The sequence below is a fragment of the Methylophilus sp. 3sh_L genome (assembly GCF_046766015.1).
In the GTDB taxonomy this organism is placed as follows: Bacteria; Pseudomonadota; Gammaproteobacteria; order Burkholderiales; family Methylophilaceae; genus Methylophilus.
Genome location: NZ_JBKOUF010000002.1, coordinates 72,135 through 90,528 on the forward strand (window position 1 = coordinate 72,135; position 18,394 = coordinate 90,528).

Genomic DNA, 18,394 nt, shown 5'->3' on the forward strand with positions numbered 1-18,394 from the left:
CCTAAACCTTGTTCATGATCGGCAATAGCGCCTTTTTTGCGATCCGGGCCGATAATATTTTCACACGGGCAGACATGGGGTCGGCCCGGGACAACAACAAGGAGATCAATCATGTGGACTAAACCAGCTGCGACTGAAATGCGTTTCGGTTTTGAAGTGACCATGTACGTAATGAACAAATAATTGTTCCCGCGTACGGACAAAAGACCCGGTCTCCTAGTGCCGGGTTTTTTGTTATCCCCACGGTGTGATGCGCCCAGCCAATTGGCAAGGGCGGCGCTGTTCTCATTTTCGGCTGCAATGGTTAACCCCCGGTGACCATTGCGCGCAGTGACTATTTCGCCCTGGTGTGGATTAATAAGCGTATGAAACCGCATGCATAGAGAACAGGCTGGCGGGCTTGATGCGGGGGGTAGCCATGGTTTTTGGTTTCAAGAACGCATGGATCGCTGCGGCCAAACGGGCGGGCTCATCGTAAGGCAGGCCATGCCCTGCATCCTGAATCACTTTGTATTGCAGGTCTGGATTAATGCGATGTAACGCACGTGCCGTTTGCGCTGATACGATGCCTTCGCTGCCCAGCACCATGAGCGTGGGCACATAAATATTGCGGATCAGCTCATCAAATTCTGGGTTCGGTGGAATCAGGACATCGAAAGCCTGGAGGCTGGTTTGCAATCGCGCTTCTATCAGGTGCTCAATAATGGCCGCGGCACGAAAACGGTGTTGGCTCTTGGCCGCTTTAAATAGAGCTTCTTTGCTGGATTGCAACATCTGGTGATGCTCTGCAACCACTTGGCTTTGATAGACCTCTGCTTGCCGCTCAGCGCTGATAAACGTTGGATCAGCCAGAATGACACCGCTCACCGCCAGGCCTAATCTACTCGCCACCATGGCGGCAGTCATCCCGCCCATGGAGTGGCCGAGCAGGTAAGGCGACTTGATGCCCAGCGTGCGGATCAACTCAATCACATCATTGGCATGGTCCTGGTAAGTGTAGCCATGCAAAGGCGCGCTAGACTGCCCATGGCCTCTGGCATCCGGCATGATGATGTCGTAGTGTTGTTCCAGCGCACGGGCAATCGGCGACCAGCATACGCCGTTGCCGGCCAGGCCGTGCAAGGCAATGATGGTCGGTTTGTTGCTGCCACCCGTGCGCAGGTAGTGAATATTGATGCCATTTGCTCTGCAGACGCCATCGGTCCAGTGTGTAGAAGGTGTATTTTGACGTGCCATGATTAAAACTTTCTAAAAGAACCTGTCACTACGCCCCAGATTTTGAACTGCATTTGTTGCGTGATCAGGATGGGGGCGTATCTTCCTGATGTGTTGGCTGGCAGCAGCTTTGGCATGCCATCTTTTTGTTTGGCCAGGGTTTTGACCGTAAACTCGCCATCAATCATGGCCAGGACAATATCGCCTACAGCGGGTACCTTGTCTTTTTCAATGATGGCTTTATCCCCAGGCATCAGCCCGACCTCTATCATGGATTCGCCTTGAATCGTGACAAAGAAGGTCTTGTCGGCTTTGTTGATCAGGTAGGTGTTTGGGTCCATGCGTGCATCGACATGATCATCTGCTGGCGACGGTAATCCGGCAGGTACTTTGGACTCAAACAGCGGCAAACTCATAGACTCAAGCTCGGCAGATAACTGGGTGAATTCCTCAATACTGTCGAGATTGTCTTTAAGCTCGGCCAGGCGCTGCTTTTTTGCATAGGCCTCCAGAAAGTCGCTAATCACTGGCTTCTGGCTATTGGGCACGCGCATCACAGAGGTTTCTTCCCGGTAGGTGCCGGTGCCGGTCTTGCGGCCAGAGCCCGCCCGTTTGCCGCCATGATTGTTGTGTTCGTCATTCATGGGGATTATTGTAACAGCAATCAAGTTTTGTTGTAACAATAATCAAGATTTTTTTTAAGCAGCATGAAACAGGGAGGGAAAACTAGAAATACTGCGAGCGGAAAATGCCCGTACCACCAGACTAAGAAGAGTATACAGAGGGGGAATGGGCGCGGTGTTTAGGGGAGTGTTGACCCTGTTGCGGGAGTCGCTGATTCTCTCGTGTTATCTAAAACGCCTGAATGAACCAATCACGACGCCCCAGATTTCAAACTGCATGCCTTCCATAATCAGGATAGGGCTGTATTTACCGGTGCTATTGGCAGGCAACAGCTGCGGGCTGCCATCTTTTTGCCTGGACAGAGTTTTGATGGTGAATTCGCCATCTATCATCGCCAGCACAATGTCCCCCATGACGGCCTGTTTGTCTTTATCTACCACCGCTTTGTCGCCTGGCATCAAACCGGCTTCAATCATGGATTCGCCTTGTATGGTGACAAAAAACGTAGTGTCTGCCTGATCAATCAGGTATTGGTTAGGGTCCAGCCGCCGCTCGATATGGTCATCGGCAGGCGAGGGAAAGCCTGCGGGTACTTTAGATTGGAACAGCGGCAGGCTGACCGGCTGCACATTATCCGCTGGCTCGTTAAAAATAGTGACTGGATCAAGGTTTTCTGTTAACTGCAGACTTTTTCTCTGTTTGGCATATGCAGCCACCCATTGGCTAACCAAGGATTTCTGGCTCGCAGGAATGCGAATGACCACGGTTTTTTCCAGACATGTCGTGGAGCCTGGTTTGCGGCCGGCTCCAGGGCGTTTGCCGCCTTTTGTTTTTTGGGTAAAGTGTTCCATTGATTTATTGTAACAAATAATCAATAGTTAGGGCTGGTCGAACGCGGTTCTGCTGTTAAGATGGATAGGGCAAGTGATTAATTGCTTCACATCTCATTGCTTGATGCTGGGAAATGTACACGCATGCCGTATTTAATCATGGAGATCTGACATTGTGCGCCGTCAAAGTCATGTATCCAGTCCCAGTTTGCCAGTCTGCCAGGATGACTGGAGTCGGCGGCTTCGCATGCCTGATTCCATGTGAACTGCAAGGTTTCATCCGTCATGCTGATATCCAGAGATTTGTCTTCACAGGTTTTGTCTGCAAGGACAATCATCACAGTGCACACTACTACCCGGGCAAGTTGAGCGGATAGCAGATGACTGGAGGTGACGTGGTTGCTTACTTGTAAATGCTTGCTGTAACACTCCATTTTAAGTAGCTCTAGGCACTCTTTGACCAGCACCTCCGCCGGGAGCTGAAGTTGCTCATCCTCCATCCAGGAAAAGAGGTTCTGCGTGGCTGTTGTCAGCAGTTTCGCATTCAGCTTGATTTCATCGGTTTGTGTTTTGATGTAGTCCAGATCAACGTTGCCGATGTCCAGTTTTTTGCTGAGGATTTGCGACAATAGCGCGATGGGCTGTAGTTTACCCAGCATGTTGTGCCGCAAGCCGGGTACGACCCGCCTGTGCACTTCCATTTTAAGCAATTGAAAGTTGGCCGAGTCTATGTGATTCATTGCGTTTTTCCGGATAAACGTGTGATGGTGTTCAGCAAGGTATCCATTTCAATCGGTTTTTGGATCCACTCAATTGGAAAAGGTAACGCAGCTTGTTGCTCGCCATAGCCTGAGCAGACGATCACCTGGAGTGAAGGGAAAAGTGATTTTGCCTGTGCCGCCAGATCAATGCCAGAGCGTCCGGGCAGGCTGACGTCAGTGATGAGTAGCTCAAACCCTGATGCCGTGAGTAGATCCAATGCTTGCCCGGACTCACCGGCAGCGGCCACTTCATGCGCATGCATTTCCAGCAAGTCGCTGAGTAATTCACGGGCATCAGCATCATCTTCAACGATCAGTATTTTCATGCAGGCACTTCGCTGTTGATTGGCAGCCGCAACGTAAATGTACTGCCAAGATTTTTCTGGCTGATCACACTCAATTGCCCTGCGTGTGCTTCAGCCAGTTTTTTTGAAATATAGAGACCCAGTCCCAGTCCTGCTTTGACTTCACTGCCAGTGCCACGTTCAAACGCTTCGAATATCTTGTCTTGCTCATGCTGGGCAATGCCAATCCCTTGATCCGTCACTGAAATAATGGCTTCATCGTTTTCTTGCTTCATAAGAACACGCACCGGCTTCCCGCACCCATAACGGATAGCATTGGTCATTAAGTTGATGATGATCTGTTCGATACGAAACTCGTCCCAGTAACCGTAGACATTTGCTTCAATATCCAGCTTGAATGTTGTCCCAGACTCTCCGGCCAAGGGGGTCAGGTCTTCAGCAATACGCGAGATCAGGGCAGACAGATGGGTTTTGGCCGGCCTGATGGAAAGCTTGCCATTTTGTATTCTGGACACATCCAGCATATCTTCAATCAGGCGGAGCATGCTCTTCAACTGACGTTCACCACGCCCCAGCATGGTATGGAGTTTTTCAGGCGTAAATGCCGTCAGGTTGTCTTTAGCCAGTTGTACCTGCCGCACCTGTAATTCCAGAAAAAGGGTGTTGAGGGGTGTGCGCATCTCATGTGCTACCAGCGACATGAACTCTTCACGCATTTTTAAGGAGTGTTCAAGTTCTTCCTGCGTGTTTTGAAGCTGCGCCAGCAAAAAATCCTGCTCCCTGCGGCTGGCTTCCAGGGCCACCACCTGCTGTTCGAAGGCGATGCGGTGGCGATATAGTTCAACAAAGACATTGGCCTTGCTTTTGACCGCGTTAATATCCAGCGGTTTGTAAAGGAAATCAACCGCGCCGGCACCATAGCCTTTGAAGGCATAATTCAATTCGTTGCCCGCCGCAGTGACAAATACAATCGGAATATGTCGTGTCTTTTCTGTTCCACGCATTAATTCGGCCAGTTGAAATCCATTCATCTCTGGCATTTCGACATCAATGATGGCGAGGGCAAAGTCATTTGAAAGGAGAAGTTCCAACGCATCCAGTCCAGATTTTGCCTGTAATATCAGCCTGTCCGGTGCCCGTAAAATAGCATCCAGCGCCGTGAGATTTTCCGTCAGGTCGTCCACAATCAGGAGTTTGATGGGTGGATTAATGACTTGCATGCAGCCCTCCCAGGTGCAGCAATAACGTTTTGATTTCTGCCAGTCCCTGAACCAGATCAGGAGACTGTAATTGAATTGCAGCCATGGGCATTACCCTTGTTTTTGCCTCTTCAGGCGCCTGGACAACTGTCATTCCACCATGATCCTTTATTGTTTTCATTCCGCGGGCACCATCCTGATTTGCCCCTGTTAATAGTATGCCTAGCAGCTCCTCACCATAGGCATCCGCAGCCGTTTCCATCATCAAATCAATAGAGGGTCTTGAGTAGTTGACTGGTTTCTCACAGCTCAATGCAAACATCGGGCCTTCCTCTATCAATAAGTGGTAGCCTGCCGGTGCAAAATAAATCCGGCCAGCCATGATCGGGGCTTTATCTTCCGCATCTTGCACTTTCATTCTGGTCCATTTCTGCAACACTTCTGTCAACTGGCTGCCATGATGGTCAGGCATATGCAGCACACAAATCAACGGCAGTGGGTATTCAGCAGGCAAGGTGGCAAATAACTGCATCATGGCTTCAATGCCACCTGCCGAAGCACCGACAGCAATCGCACGGATACGGCGTAATCGTTCGTCTAAGGGGCCCAATGCAGTCATTCACGTTTCCTGAACAGCTTATCCTTTTTTACAATGGCTTCAAACTGACCTGAAAAAGCAGAAAAATCCAGGCTTTCTTTGTGACCCAGCCCCAAAAATCCTCGACGGCAGAGGGATTCGTGAAACAAACCATAGGCCCTGTTTTGCAGGGTTTTATTAAAGTAAATCACGACGTTCCTGCAAGAAACGAAGTGTGTTTCTGAAAACACTGTATCCGTCGCGAGGCTATGGTCGGAGAAAGTGATTTTTTCTGCCAGCGTTTTATCAAACAGGGCTCCGCCATAGGCGCCGGTGTAATAATCCTCTAACTGGCCCTTGCCGCCTGCAGCCAGATAGTTTTCTGTGTATTGCGGCATTTTTTCTAAGGCAAAAACGCCTTTTTTGGCCTTTTCGAGAGAGACAGGGTTAATGTCAGTCGCGTATATCAGGCTACGTTCAAGCAACCCTTCTTCTTTGAGCAGAATGGCTAATGAGTAAGCCTCTTCGCCCGTACTGCATCCTGCCACCCAGATTTTCAGGGAAGGGTAGGTGCTAAGGATGGGCGCCACATGCTCCCGGATTGACCGAAAATAACTCGGGTCCCTGAACATCTCGCTGACGGGAATCGTCAGGTATTGCAATAGCTGCATGAACAGGGCAGAGTCTTGGAGGACCTTGGATTGCAAGTCGGCCATACTTTTGCATTTCAGCTGGCTTATGGCCTGCTCAATTCTTCTTTTTTGCGAAGCTTTTGAGTAGTTCCTGAAATCGTAATTGTATTTGAGGTAGATGGCATTAATCAGTTGTGTGATTTCTGCATCTTCCTCGGGCAATGGCAACTCCATACTTACAGGCGCTCCAGGTTAGGCATCCAGATACGCAACAAGGATTGCAGCCGGTCAATATCCACCGGTTTCGCCAGATAGTCACTTGCCCCGGCATTCATGCATAGCTCCTGGTCATCTTTCATGGCTTTGGCGGTGAGGGCAATGATTGGCAATCGATTGAACTCAGGCCGCTTCCTGATTTCACGCATCGCCTCATAGCCATCCATTTCAGGCATCATGATATCCATCAGCACCAAATCAACATCCTCAAGTTGCTGTAATTTGTCTAGCGCTTCGCGGCCGTTACGGGCGATATCTACCTTTAGGCCTTTGTGTTCCAGGACCTTGGTCAAGGCAAAAATATTGCGTACATCGTCATCGACCAGCAAGATTTTACGGCCTTCGAAAATGCGGTCACGGTTCCTGATGGTTTTTAGCATGGACTGATGTTCAGCAGAAAGTTGTGACTCTACTTTGTGCAAAAACAGTGTCACCTCATCCAGCAAGCGTTCTGGGGATCGGGCGCCCTTGATAATAATGGAGTGGGAATACTTGCGTAACTCCATTTCTTCTTCGCGGGTGAGGTTACGCCCGGTGTAGACAATCACTGGCGGGAAGGAAAGGATATTTTCCGCAGACATACGTTCTAATAGCGTATTGCCTTTCATGTCCGGCAGCTTCAGGTCGATAATCATGCAATCGAACACTTGGCGGTGTAGCTGTTGCAACGCCTCCTCACCCAGCTCAACAGCAACGATTTCTATGTCATCGTCTGCAATGAGCTGGATCACGCTTTCACGCTGCCTGGCATCGTCTTCGACCAGCAATACTCGCTTGATCTGTTGCGTATATTTTTCTTCCAGCTTAAAGAAAACCTCTTTGAGCTCTTCGCGTGTTTTTGGCTTGGTGGCATACCCGATTGCGCCAAGCTGCAACGCGGCATCCTGATGGTTGGCAGCAGAGACCGCATGCACGGGGATATGCCGTGTATCCGGCTCTTCTTTCAGCTGTTGTAGGACAGAAAGACCCGAGGCATCAGGTAAGCGGATGTCCAGTAAGATGGCCTGCGGCTTAAACTCCCTGGCGAGTCGCAGCCCTTGTGCCGCACTATGTGCCACCAGGCAGCTATATTGCATTTCATGAGCGATGTCATACAGGATCTTGGCAAAAGTGGCGTCATCTTCAATCACCAATACAATTCTGTTGGCATGTTGAAGGTTTTCACGGTCATCAGGGAAGGCCGGTGCTACCAGTATCTCTTCAGGCAACGAGGACGATTTAGCAGCCGGCACCGCCTTGGGCGTGGCAACGGGCTCAATGATGGTCGTGTCCACAGGGTGACTGATCTCAGCCGGACAGGTCAGCGTAAAGGTGCTTCCCGCACCAGGCACGCTCTCCAGTGTCAGTTCGCCACCGAGTAATCTGGCCAGGTCGCGCGAAATCGATAAGCCTAAGCCAGTCCCGCCGTATTTGCGGCTGATAGAGCCGTCGGCCTGCTGAAAGGCTTCAAAAATAGTGTCATGCTGTTCTGGCGCAATGCCAATGCCCGTATCCTGCACAGCGAAGGTGACCAGACCAGCGGTGTTTTGGGCGATGGTGAGCGTGATGCCGCCTTGCTGTGTGAATTTAAAGGCATTCGAGAGCAGATTTTTCAGAATCTGCTCTAACCGGAACTTGTCGGTGACCAGGCTATGAGGCGCGGTCTCCGCCAGCGTGATCTTGAATGCGAGTTGTTTTTCTTTTGCGAGCGCTTCAAACGCCAGTTTCAGGCTGTCCGCAACGCTTTTGATCGCCACAGGCTGCAAGTTCAGTTCCAGCTTGCCTGCCTCCACTTTAGAAATGTCGAGAATGTCATTGATCAGATTCAGCAAATCGTTGCCCGCGGCATAAATCGTTTCTGCAAAGGTGACCTGTTCTTCAGTCAAATTGCCGTCGCTATTGTCCGCCAGCAGTTTGGATAAGATGAGTGAGCTGTTCAGCGGCGTTCTAAGCTCATGAGACATGTTTGCAAGGAATTCGGATTTGTACTGGCTGGACTTTTGCAGTTCTTGGGCTTTCTGTTCCAATGCGCGTTGCACTTCGAGTAAAGCGGCATTTCTCTGGTCAATCAATAATGCCTGGTTAGCCAGTTGTTCATTGGTTTGTTCCAGTTCGGCTTTCTGATTTTCCAGGGTTGAGTGGGACTCTTCCAGAATAGTCGACTGCTCTTCAAGTTCCTCATTAGCGGTTTTCAGCTCCTCTTGCTGCACTTGCAGTTCTTCATTGAGTTGCTGCACCTCAGCATAGGCGCTTTGAATTTTCTGTTTGGCAATGGTGGCATGGATGGCAGAGCCGAGGTTGTCAGCAATCAGTTCCAGAAAAGCCATTTCTTTGGGTTGTATGACTTCCATAAAGCCCAACTCCATCACCGAGTTGACACGGCCATCACTTTTCAGCGGCACAATCGCAATTTCGCGGGGTGTCGCCGAGCCTAGCGCCGAGTTCACTTTCAGATAGGTTTCAGGTAAATCTGCCAAGTGAATGATTTTTCCGCTGACAGCCGCTTGCCCCACCAGCCCTTCATGATGATTGAGTTTGTCTGGTAACTGAGTGTCCTGGTTGCCCAGCCCATAACTGGCGTAGCGGATCAGTGAGCCATCTTCCATATGCTCGTAAATGGCGCCCACCTTAATCGGAATATATTCAGAAAGCAGTGTCAATGCCGACGTGCCAAGCTCAGGCAGGGCCAGCTGGCCTAATCCACGCTGCACAATGGTTGCCTGTGCCTCCCTTATCCAGGCCTGTTGTGTGAGGTACTCGGCATGGTCATCCTGCTTCTTCAGGATACTGGTATAAATGTTAGAGAGGCTAGTCAGGTCCTTGCGGCCTAAGGCAGCTAAAATGAGGCCCACTAATAAGCTGGTAATCAAAAATACTGTCACGCTGAATGTCGTGATATTGATGGCTTTTTCATTACGTTCCTGTAACAGTTTTTGTTCTGATTCCAGGGCCAGGCTTAATTCTTTTCGCAGTTCATCAAACTGCATCTTGCCCCGTTGTGACTTGACGATTGACAGGTAATCCTGATGATTCCGCCGCAGCCTGATCATGTCTTGCGCATAGAGATCCCATTGCGTGATCTGGCTTTTTAATCGACGTAGACGGTCAACTTGGTAAATATTGTCTTTCACCAGAGCGGTCAAACTATCCAGCTCGGATTGCACCAGTGGTTGCGCGATCTGGTAAGGCGACAAAAATGCATCCTCTCCGGTGAGCAGAAAGCCTCGAATACCAGATTCCATGTCAGCTGACAGTTTGGCTGTCTGATTAATTTTTGCGATGACTTTCTGTGTATGCTCAACCCAGTTTAAGGCGCCCAGCAGGTTGTAGATCATAAACACAAAAATCACGGCACTGATTGCGCTTAAGGCAAGTGGAAAAATGATGTTTCGAACGAGGACTCTTCTGAAGCCGATTTGATCAACTGCTTGTTGGTTTGTCATTGGGATTTGATAAGAGATCTGTTTATCTTTTAACAATACCGTAGATAGTGTTAGATATCTAGGCTTGGAATGTAAAATTGGTTGTCATCAATAGATTTTCAGAGATTACGGTCCCTGACCGAGGGCGGGTTGAAATTCACACTTTAGTGAGCGGTTGACCCCAAAGTCGTTATACTTCGCGGTTTAGATTGAATGAGTGTGGCATGGATTGGTTACAACTGTTGTTTGAGCAATATGCGCTGTTTTGCCTGATAGGCGTCATCGTCGGTGTGTTGTCGGGATTGCTGGGCATAGGTGGCGGCATTGTGCTGGTGCCCATGCTGCATGCCATTTTGATCGCCAAAGGTTTTGCGGCCGACACGGCGTTTCATATGGCGCTGGCGACCTCGATGGCCTGCATCGTGTTTACCTCGCTGTCCAGCATTCTGGCGCATCATAAAAACCAGAATATTGTCTGGCCCTATGTGTGGGCCATGGTGCCGATGGCGTTTGTGGGGTCTTTGCTGGCGACGCTGGTGGCGATTCATTTGGACGCGAAGTATCTGACGCTGTTTTTTGCTACTTTTACCTTTTTTGCGGCGGTGCAGTTGTTCCTGGATCGCAAACCCACCAAGCATAAAGTGCCAGGCAAGCTTGAGATTGGCGTGGTCTCTTTGCTGATTGGTGGCGTGTCTGCACTGGTGTCGATAGGTGGCGGAACCTTGACGGTGCCTTATCTCGCCATGCGTAATGTTTCGGTGAAGCAGGCGATTGGCACTTCTGCGGTATTGGGATTTCCGATTGCCCTGGCCAGCACGGTCAGTTACCTGCAAGATGCCTGGCGGCAGGCAGTGCATGCCCCGGAAACCTTTGGCCTGCTTTATTTACCTGCCGTGCTTTTGCTGACGCCACTGAGTGTGTTGTTTGCACCGCTAGGCGTGGCGTTGACCAAACGCCTACCCGTTAAAACGCTAAAACGCGTGTTTGCCTTGTTTCTGATCACGGTCAGCCTGCAGTTGCTGTGGTCGCAGCTGGCTTGATTGAGGCATATACGTTTCAGGCATAAAAAAACCGCCGGACTCCGGCGGTTTTTTGTTCAGCTTAACTTGTGATAAATACAAGTGCTGATTATTTGTTCATGACGTACATTGTCACTTCAAAGCCAAAACGCATTTCAGTCGCAGCTGGTTTAGTCCACATAATCGTCTCCTTAAGTTTTCGTTTAAATGCATCATGATTGATGTATTTGTATGATTCACACTATACGCAGGGGTTTCATTCCTGGCCTGAAGCGAATCCGTAAAAACAGCTCATGATTTTACGTAGTTTGATTAAACACGCCGCCGGGCAGGCGTAGAATGAGTGTATCAGGGCTATGCGTGATTCGAGGTTGATATGATGCAGCGATTGCCGCGCTGGGTAGAGTGGGGCGGATTTTTAATGGCATTGAATGCCGGCTTTATTAATGCGGTCGGCGTGTTAGGGTTCAGGCACCAGGCCGTGTCGCATCTCACCGGCATTTCGACGTTTTTCTCTATTGAGCTCATGCAGGGCGACTTGTTACAAGCCTTGCACTTGCTGTGCGTGATGCTGTTTTTTGTGCTGGGCGCCATGCTCAGTGGCGTCGTCATCGGTCATGAGGCACTCAAGTTAGGGCATCAGTATCATTGGGCCTTGTGGCTGGAGGCTGCGTTGCTGGTTAGCGCTATCCTGTTGTTAAATACTGGCTGGCATAGCGGGCAGTGGCTGGCCTCGGCGGCCTGCGGTCTGCAAAATGCCATGACCAGCACCTATAGCGGCGCGGTGGTGCGCACCACGCACGTCTCGGGCCTGTTTACCGATATCGGCATCGCGCTGGGTTTGCGTTTGCGTGGCCAAGCGGTGGACAAACGACGGCTGACTCTTTATTTGTTGCTGATTACCGGCTTTGTTTGTGGCGGAGTGCTCGGTGCCTGGGGATTTGTGACCTGGCACTTTAATGCGTTGTGGCTGCCGGTGTGCCATGTGGCGGCATTGTCGCTGCTATATTTTAGTTTGCGCCATCGTTCAGCCTGAATCATGCAGGCAACGCTGACTACACATAAAACTGTCACCAATTTGTAATACAATCAAGCTTAGATTTTTTTACATTTCACGAAGCCTTTATCATGCCGATTCAAACTGTCGCGACTCAAGCCTTTTCTGATCAAAAACCGGGGACTTCTGGCCTGCGCAAAAAAGTGCGCGTGTTTCAACAGCCACACTACCTGCAAAACTTTGTGCAAAGTATTTTTGATACGCTGGAGATTCCAGTCAATGCAACCTTAACGCTGGGTGGCGATGGCCGCTATTTTAATAAAGAAGCGATCCAGGTCATTATCAAAATGGCGGCTGCCAATGGCTTTGGCAAAGTGCTGGTCGGCCAACATGGCATTCTGTCTACCCCAGCGGCTTCTAACCTGATCCGTAAATACCAGACTTTTGGCGGCATTATTCTTTCTGCCAGCCATAATCCTGGCGGGCCGGATGACGATTTTGGCATTAAATACAACACAAGCAATGGTGGACCGGCCCCGGAAAAGATCACCGATGCCATTTTTGCCAACAGCAAAAAAATCACACAATACAAAATCACTGACTTGCCGGATGTGGACTTGTCCAGCATTGGCGTCACCACCCTGGATGGCTTTGTGGTGGAAGTGATTGATTCTGTGCATGACTATGCTGACCTGATGCAGAGCATGTTTGATTTTGCGGCCATCAAGCGCTGGTTGGCAAATGGTCACCGGCTCACGTTTGATGCCATGCATGCAGTGACCGGGCCCTATGCCAAGGAAATTTTGGGCAATCGCCTGGGCGCTTCTGCCGACAGCCTCATGAATTGCGAAGTCTCCGAAAACTTTGGTGGCGGCCATCCAGACCCTAACCTGACGTATGCAGAAGATTTGGTTAAAGTCGCCTATGGCGCGCAGGCCCCGGATTTTGCCGCAGCTTCTGATGGCGACGGTGACCGTAATATGATTTTGGGCAATCACTTTTTTGTCACCCCGTCTGACAGCCTGGCCCTGATTGCGGCCAACGCCAAATTGATCCCGGCCTATGCTAAAGGCTTGGCTGGCGTTGCGCGCTCCATGCCTACCAGCGGTGCAGTTGACCGCGTGGCGGCCAAACTGGGCATTGATTGCTATGAAACACCGACTGGCTGGAAGTTTTTTGGCAACCTCATGGATGCAGGCCGCGTGACCTTGTGCGGCGAAGAAAGCTTTGGCACTGGCAGTGACCATGTGCGCGAAAAAGACGGTTTATGGGCGGTGTTATGCTGGCTCAATCTGTTGGCCGCCACTGGCGAAAGCGTCGAATCCCTGGTGCGCAAACATTGGCAAACTTATGGCCGTAATGTGTATTCCCGTCACGACTATGAAGGTGTGCCCACCGAGCAGGCCAATGCGGTGATGGCGCATATCAAGGCCCAGTTTGGCAGCCTGCCTGGCCAGGTGTTTGGCAGCTACACTGTGAGCACGGTAGATGACTTTAGCTATACCGACCCCGTCGATGGTTCGGTCAGCACTGGCCAGGGCTTGCGCATTCTGTTTGCTTGCGGCTCACGGGTGGTGATCCGTTTATCCGGCACAGGCACTGAAGGCGCCACCATCCGCGTTTATCTGGAGGCCTTTACCGAAGACCCAGCACAGCAACAGCTCGATGCCCAGGAAGCTTTGGCTGAACTGATTACGGTCTCGCATCAGATTTCGCAACTGCCACAGCTGACCGGCCGCCAGCAACCGACGGTGATTACTTAAGCAAAAAGGTTACAGGGCAGTCCTGGAGTAATCATGATCAAGAAAAGCATACTTTGTCCGCTGATATTGTCTGCAGGCCTGTTGGCGTGTGGGGTGAATCCGGTCACCAAAGAGCGTGAGTTCCAGTTTGTCTCGCAAGACAAGGAAATCCAGATCGGCCAGCAAAATTATAGCCCGGCGCGTCAATCGCAAGGCGGTGACTATACGCTGGACCCTGAGCTTACGCGCTATGTGCAGCAAGTCGGCCAGCGCTTAGTCGCAGTTTCTGACCGTCCCGATTTGCCGTATGAATTTGTGGTACTCAACGACTCGGTGCCCAATGCCTGGGCCATGCCGGGCGGCAAAATTGCGTTTAACCGCGGCTTGTTATACGAGCTACATAGCGAAGCTGAACTGGCAGCGGTGTTGGGGCATGAAATTGTGCACGCAGCGGCCAGGCATGGTGCCAAAGGCATGGAGCGCGGCATGTTTATGCAAGGCGCCATGCTGGCGGTAGGCCTGGCGACGCGTGACTCTAACTATGCCAATCTGGTGGTCGGGGGTGCGCAATTGGGCGGGCAGTTGATCACCAGCAAATATGGCCGCGATGCCGAGTCCGAGGCGGACCACTACGGTATGAAGTATATGAAGTTGGCTGGCTACGATCCTGCTGCGGCTGTGACACTGCAAGAGACCTTTGTCCGGCTCAGCCAGGGCAAGCGGCAGGATTTCCTGTCTGGCTTATTTGCTAGCCATCCTCCTTCGCAAGAGCGGGTAGATCTCAACGAAAAAACCTTGGCTGAGCTGGGGGCTGGCGGAGAGATGGGCAAAGAGGTGTATGCACAGAGAGTGGCCAAACTGATGGCGACGCGTGAGGCCTACAAAGCCTATGATGAAGGCAAAGAGGCCTTGCAAAAAGGCGATACCGAAAAAGCCAAAACCTTGGCAAAAAAAGCCATCAGCATCGAGCCCCGCGAAGCACGTTTCGAGGAGTTGCTGGGGGACATTGCCTTAACCAAGAAAAACACTACCGAAGCGCTGGCGTTTTACGACAAAGCGATCCAGATGCAACCGGACTACTTCAAGCCCTACGTGCAAAGTGGCATCGCCTTGTTTAATGCCGGTAAAAAAGAGCAAGCGGAATCTTTTTTGAAAAAAGCCAATGCCTTGTTACCGACCGCACCAGGCTACGCCTTGCTGGGCCAGATTGCTGAAGGGCGCGGAGAGACGGCACTCGCTTTGCAGCATTACCAACTGGCTGCGAGTTCCGATTCCGAGATCGGCAAAGAAGCGGCTGCCCGTGCCATGCGCCTGGATTTACCGCGTCATCCGGGGCGTTACTTGCCCTCTGGTCCTTTGGCTGATGACACCGGCATGGTCTACGCCGCGGTGCAAAATAACAGCAATGTGACGGTCGGCCGCGTGCAAGTACGCATGTTGCAATATGACGACCGTGGCCGCCTCGTCAACCAGACACGCTCTTTACTGATTACCGGGGGCATTACGCCTGGCAAGCGCGGCTCGGTGGCCACCGGCGTCCGCATCATAGACCAGGCGGATTTGCAGTTTTTCCGTGTCGTTGTTGAAGGCGCCGAACTGGCTAATTAATCACTCTTTAATCCTCTTCTCACACCATGGCCACTAGCGATTCCTGCGTCTCTGTTTCTCCTTACTTCGAAATCCTGCCTGGCCAGGCGGCGGCGTTTCGTGCCATTTGCGAAAAATATGTCAGCTGGTCATCCCGTGAACCAGGTTGCTTGTATTACGGCTTTAGCTTTCACGGTGAACTTGCGCATTGCCGCGAGGGCTTTGAAAATGCAGAAGCACTGCTCGCGCATATCGAAAATCTGCGGCCGATTTTGCATGAAATGGGCGAGGTCTCTAAGCTGTTGCGCATAGAAGTGCATGGGACAGAAACAGAACTGGCCAAGTTAAAAGCGCCTCTGGCCGGAATGAATCCGCAGTGGTTTGTGCTGGAGTACGGGGTGAGAAAGCACTCCAACTCATGACTCAAGAAATCATTGATCATTCACCTCGTCGGGATATTGCTGGCTATGAGTCTGTATTCCATGAGATTAAAACATCTTTCATTCAGTCGGCACAATTTGCGGGTATTAAGATCAACGACAGCGATATTCTGGTCGATTTTATCCAGCAGTCTGATCACAGGCCGCCAGCCTGTCTACCTCACGGAAAATTGGCGATTTATGTCTTTATGTTCGGTGAAAGGTGCTTAAAGGTTGGTAAGGCGGGGTCAAAAAGTTCAGCGAGATTTTGTAGTCAGCATTACGGGGTAAAGGCGCCAAGTACCCTTGCTAAATCTATCATCCAATATAAACAGAAATTCTCGGCTGAGGACATTGATGAGCATAATGTTAAAAGTTGGATATGCCAGAATACTTACAGGGTCAATTATATGATGCCAAATGCCGTTGGGCCTTTTATTCTGACCTTATTTGAGGCGTTTGTGCAATGTTGTTTGAAGCCGGAATTTGAAGGCTTTTTAAGCCAAAAACTGGAGAATAATCTTTTTTTCACCAAGAACTGGTTTAACCCGCCCGACTAAACTCGATAATTATGTTTTACCAGGTGATTATTTTTAATCTGGTTTATTCACCCGCTTGTATCGTCATCATCCCTTTATTGAGCCGCACATCCATACGCCCCAAAAAGCTCATGCCCAGCAGGGCGTCGCCTTCCAGCCCCGGTGAAATCGTGGCAGCGACATCGTGGGCGACAACTCCCCCCAGTTGTACGGTTTTGAGCCTGACCAGATAAGCCACAGCGGTGCCGTTGGCTGTGTGTGTGCTAATGGCATCATGGCTGACCAGGCCCAAGCGGTCTGCCACGTTTTGTGAAATGGCGACGCCGGTGGCACCGGTGTCTACCAGGACACGGACGCGTTCACCGTTAATCAGGGCATCTGCACTGTAATGGCCGTCGGTGCCGCGTTTGAGGGTGACGACTTTTTGCTGGCCGATTTGCTCCAGGGTGTTGGGGTGTTGTACGCGGTCTACCAGAAACCAAATGAGTGCCGCCAGTACTAGCCAGAGCAGGGTATAGAGCAGGCCACGCCCGCGTAGGTATTTTTTGTGAGTAGCCTGTCGCATGCTCATTCAATGGAGGCTTAAAAAGGAATTTTCAAGTCAGGCCGTGTAGTGAGAAGCAGTTGTTTGAACGTCTGTTGAATCCGGGTCAATGCGGCCTCATCGTCTGCCTCAAAACGTAAGGTGAGCACCGGGGTAGTATTTGAGGCGCGGATGAGGCCAAAGCCATCGGCATATTCAACCCGTAAGCCATCAATGGTGATCACTTCCACCGCGCCTGGAAATTGCGCGGCTTGTTGCAGTTGTGCAATCAGGGCATGCGGTTCGCCTTCTTGCATGGCAATTTGGAGTTCCGGCGTGTTGACACTGTCTGGCAGGGTTTCGAGCAAGGCATTGGCATCGGGACTGCGGCTCACCAGTTCCAGCAGGCGGGCTGCGCTATAGAGGCCGTCATCAAAGCCAAACCAGCGCGGCTTGCCTTGCTTGCTATCATTAAAAAACAAGTGGCCAGAGAGCTCGCCGCCCACTGCAGCGCCTGTTTCCTTGATTTTGGCTTTCATCAACGAGTGGCCGGTTTTCCAAATCACCGCTTTACCGCCATGTTTGCGGATCCAGGGGGCGAGATGGCGGCTGGATTTGATGTCAAACACTACTTGGCTGCCAGGCTGCTGGCTGAGCACATCTTCTACAAACAGCATGAGCTGGCGGTCGCTGCGGATGATTTGCCCAGACTGGGTGACCACACCCAGGCGATCACCATCGCCATCAAAAGCAATGCCCATCTCAGATTGCCCTGTGTGTAATGCACGGATGACGTCTTGCAGGTTTTTAGCTTCGACCGGATCCGGGTGATGGTTGGGGAAATGGCCATCGACTTCACAAAACAGTGGCTCGACTTCGCAGCCTAAGGCTTTGAATAGCGCTGGGGCGTAGGCACCGGCGACGCCGTTGCCGCAGTCAAGTACGACCCGCATCGGGCGTGCAAGCTGGATATCTGACACAATCGCGGCCTGGTAGGCGGGGTAAATATCGTAAAACGTTTGCGTGCCAGCTTGATCGGGCTGGTAAAACTGCTGTTGCAGGATGCTGTGCTTGAGAGCCTGGATGGCGTCGCTACTCAGCGTTTCGCCTGCAATGACCATTTTGAGCCCGTTGTATTGCGGGGGATTATGGCTGCCGGTGATCATGACCCCGCTGTGCGTTTGTGCCAGGTAATGCGCTGCAAAATACAGCATGGGGGTGGTGACCATGCCCAGGTTGAGCACGTTGACACCGCTTTGCATCAGCCCTTCACTTAAGGCAGCAGCCAGTGCCGGGCTGGATAAGCGGCCATCATAGCCAACACAGACGCAGTGCTCACCGCGAGTTTGTGCCAATGTGCCGAGTGCCAGCCCGATTTGTATCACAATCTCTGCGGTCAGTGTTTCGCCAACAATCCCGCGGATATCGTAGGCTTTAAAAATCGACGCTGGCAGTAACGGGATCATTTATTCAGCTTCTTCTATCCACGCCAGTTGAATCGCTTCAAGGATTTTTTCGCCACAGCGCGAGGGTTCATCATCAAAGCCTTCCAAATCGATGACCCATTGCATGAGGTCGGTAAAGCGGATGGTTTTAGGATCAATGTCAGGGTGTTGATCATACAGCTCTTCAGCAATGCGCTGGCTGTCGGTCCATTTCATGGTCGTGCGCTCCAGGGGTGAGGATAAGATGGGGGCATTATAACTGACACTGCCCACAGGGTTTGACAGAATCCACCTACACCGCTG

20 protein-coding genes are annotated in these 18,394 nt (G+C 51.1%); 7 read left to right on the forward strand and 13 right to left on the reverse strand.

The window, feature by feature from the left end; all coding sequences use genetic code 11:
• The first annotated feature begins 111 nt into the window (after window positions 1–111).
• Window positions 112–183 (forward strand): pyrroloquinoline quinone precursor peptide PqqA, encoded by a 72-nt coding sequence (gene pqqA / locus ACIDF8_RS06045; protein ID WP_081624291.1) that lies wholly within the window; start codon window positions 112–114, stop codon window positions 181–183.
• A gap of 171 nt (window positions 184–354) precedes the next feature.
• Here the strand turns inward: pqqA (ACIDF8_RS06045) and ACIDF8_RS06050 are convergent, their stop codons facing one another.
• The 9 genes from ACIDF8_RS06050 to ACIDF8_RS06090 all read right to left on the reverse strand — a co-directional run bounded on the left by ACIDF8_RS06050 (window position 355) and on the right by ACIDF8_RS06090 (window position 9,841).
• Window positions 355–1,236, reverse strand: coding sequence for an alpha/beta fold hydrolase (locus ACIDF8_RS06050; protein ID WP_412009721.1), 882 nt, complete (start codon window positions 1,234–1,236; stop codon window positions 355–357).
• 2 nt (window positions 1,237–1,238) lie between these two features.
• On the reverse strand, window positions 1,239–1,859 hold the full coding sequence (locus ACIDF8_RS06055; RefSeq protein ID WP_412009722.1) for a LexA family protein: 621 nt from the start codon (window positions 1,857–1,859) through the stop codon (window positions 1,239–1,241).
• A gap of 204 nt (window positions 1,860–2,063) precedes the next feature.
• Window positions 2,064–2,690, reverse strand: coding sequence for a LexA family protein (locus tag ACIDF8_RS06060; protein WP_412009723.1), 627 nt, complete (start codon window positions 2,688–2,690; stop codon window positions 2,064–2,066).
• A gap of 86 nt (window positions 2,691–2,776) precedes the next feature.
• Complete coding sequence (locus ACIDF8_RS06065; RefSeq protein WP_412009724.1) at window positions 2,777–3,409, reverse strand: hypothetical protein; 633 nt, start codon at window positions 3,407–3,409, stop codon at window positions 2,777–2,779.
• Complete coding sequence (locus ACIDF8_RS06070; RefSeq protein WP_412009725.1) at window positions 3,406–3,756, reverse strand: response regulator; 351 nt, start codon at window positions 3,754–3,756, stop codon at window positions 3,406–3,408. Before ACIDF8_RS06070 ends, ACIDF8_RS06065 begins: the two co-directional genes overlap by 4 nt.
• Window positions 3,753–4,955 (reverse strand): hybrid sensor histidine kinase/response regulator, encoded by a 1,203-nt coding sequence (locus ACIDF8_RS06075; protein ID WP_412009726.1) that lies wholly within the window; start codon window positions 4,953–4,955, stop codon window positions 3,753–3,755. Before ACIDF8_RS06075 ends, ACIDF8_RS06070 begins: the two co-directional genes overlap by 4 nt.
• The gene (locus tag ACIDF8_RS06080) at window positions 4,942–5,553 is read right to left on the reverse strand and encodes a chemotaxis protein CheB (protein ID WP_412009727.1); all 612 of its coding nucleotides are present in this window, start codon (window positions 5,551–5,553) and stop codon (window positions 4,942–4,944) included. The genes ACIDF8_RS06075 and ACIDF8_RS06080 overlap by 14 nt, the downstream gene beginning before the upstream one ends.
• On the reverse strand, window positions 5,550–6,377 hold the full coding sequence (locus ACIDF8_RS06085; RefSeq protein ID WP_412009728.1) for a CheR family methyltransferase: 828 nt from the start codon (window positions 6,375–6,377) through the stop codon (window positions 5,550–5,552). Before ACIDF8_RS06085 ends, ACIDF8_RS06080 begins: the two co-directional genes overlap by 4 nt.
• A 2-nt stretch (window positions 6,378–6,379) precedes the next feature.
• On the reverse strand, window positions 6,380–9,841 hold the full coding sequence (locus ACIDF8_RS06090; protein WP_412009729.1) for a response regulator: 3,462 nt from the start codon (window positions 9,839–9,841) through the stop codon (window positions 6,380–6,382).
• A 203-nt stretch (window positions 9,842–10,044) separates the two neighbouring features.
• Here ACIDF8_RS06090 and ACIDF8_RS06095 point away from each other — a divergent pair, with 203 nt between their 5' ends.
• Complete coding sequence (locus ACIDF8_RS06095) at window positions 10,045–10,860, forward strand: sulfite exporter TauE/SafE family protein (RefSeq protein WP_412009730.1); 816 nt, start codon at window positions 10,045–10,047, stop codon at window positions 10,858–10,860.
• A gap of 88 nt (window positions 10,861–10,948) precedes the next feature.
• On the opposite strand, the gene pqqA (ACIDF8_RS06100) is transcribed toward ACIDF8_RS06095, so the two are convergent.
• On the reverse strand, window positions 10,949–11,020 hold the full coding sequence (pqqA, locus tag ACIDF8_RS06100) for a pyrroloquinoline quinone precursor peptide PqqA (RefSeq protein WP_081624291.1): 72 nt from the start codon (window positions 11,018–11,020) through the stop codon (window positions 10,949–10,951).
• 195 nt (window positions 11,021–11,215) lie between these two features.
• Between pqqA (ACIDF8_RS06100) and ACIDF8_RS06105 the strand changes: the two genes are divergently transcribed.
• The 5 genes from ACIDF8_RS06105 (at window position 11,216) to ACIDF8_RS06125 (ending at window position 16,144) form a co-directional block, all read left to right on the forward strand.
• Complete coding sequence (locus ACIDF8_RS06105) at window positions 11,216–11,875, forward strand: YoaK family protein (protein WP_412009731.1); 660 nt, start codon at window positions 11,216–11,218, stop codon at window positions 11,873–11,875.
• A 92-nt stretch (window positions 11,876–11,967) separates the two neighbouring features.
• Window positions 11,968–13,599 (forward strand): alpha-D-glucose phosphate-specific phosphoglucomutase, encoded by a 1,632-nt coding sequence (locus ACIDF8_RS06110; RefSeq protein ID WP_412009732.1) that lies wholly within the window; start codon window positions 11,968–11,970, stop codon window positions 13,597–13,599.
• 33 nt (window positions 13,600–13,632) lie between these two features.
• Complete coding sequence (locus tag ACIDF8_RS06115; RefSeq protein WP_412009733.1) at window positions 13,633–15,186, forward strand: M48 family metalloprotease; 1,554 nt, start codon at window positions 13,633–13,635, stop codon at window positions 15,184–15,186.
• Window positions 15,187–15,212: 26 nt separating this feature from the next.
• Complete coding sequence (locus tag ACIDF8_RS06120; protein ID WP_412009734.1) at window positions 15,213–15,587, forward strand: putative quinol monooxygenase; 375 nt, start codon at window positions 15,213–15,215, stop codon at window positions 15,585–15,587.
• Window positions 15,584–16,144 (forward strand): hypothetical protein, encoded by a 561-nt coding sequence (locus ACIDF8_RS06125; protein WP_412009735.1) that lies wholly within the window; start codon window positions 15,584–15,586, stop codon window positions 16,142–16,144. Before ACIDF8_RS06120 ends, ACIDF8_RS06125 begins: the two co-directional genes overlap by 4 nt.
• Before the next feature lie 43 nt (window positions 16,145–16,187).
• Here the strand turns inward: ACIDF8_RS06125 and ACIDF8_RS06130 are convergent, their stop codons facing one another.
• From ACIDF8_RS06130 to iscX, 3 genes are read right to left on the reverse strand one after another with little or no spacing between them, the layout of a single operon-like run.
• Window positions 16,188–16,694, reverse strand: a complete 507-nt coding sequence (locus ACIDF8_RS06130) for a retropepsin-like aspartic protease family protein (protein WP_412009736.1) — start codon at window positions 16,692–16,694, stop codon at window positions 16,188–16,190.
• 11 nt (window positions 16,695–16,705) lie between these two features.
• Window positions 16,706–18,112, reverse strand: coding sequence for a phosphomannomutase/phosphoglucomutase (locus ACIDF8_RS06135; RefSeq protein WP_412009737.1), 1,407 nt, complete (start codon window positions 18,110–18,112; stop codon window positions 16,706–16,708).
• Window positions 18,113–18,307: a Fe-S cluster assembly protein IscX gene (gene iscX / locus ACIDF8_RS06140; RefSeq protein WP_412009738.1), complete on the reverse strand. Its 195-nt coding sequence runs from the start codon at window positions 18,305–18,307 to the stop codon at window positions 18,113–18,115.
• Window positions 18,308–18,394 lie beyond the last annotated feature (87 nt).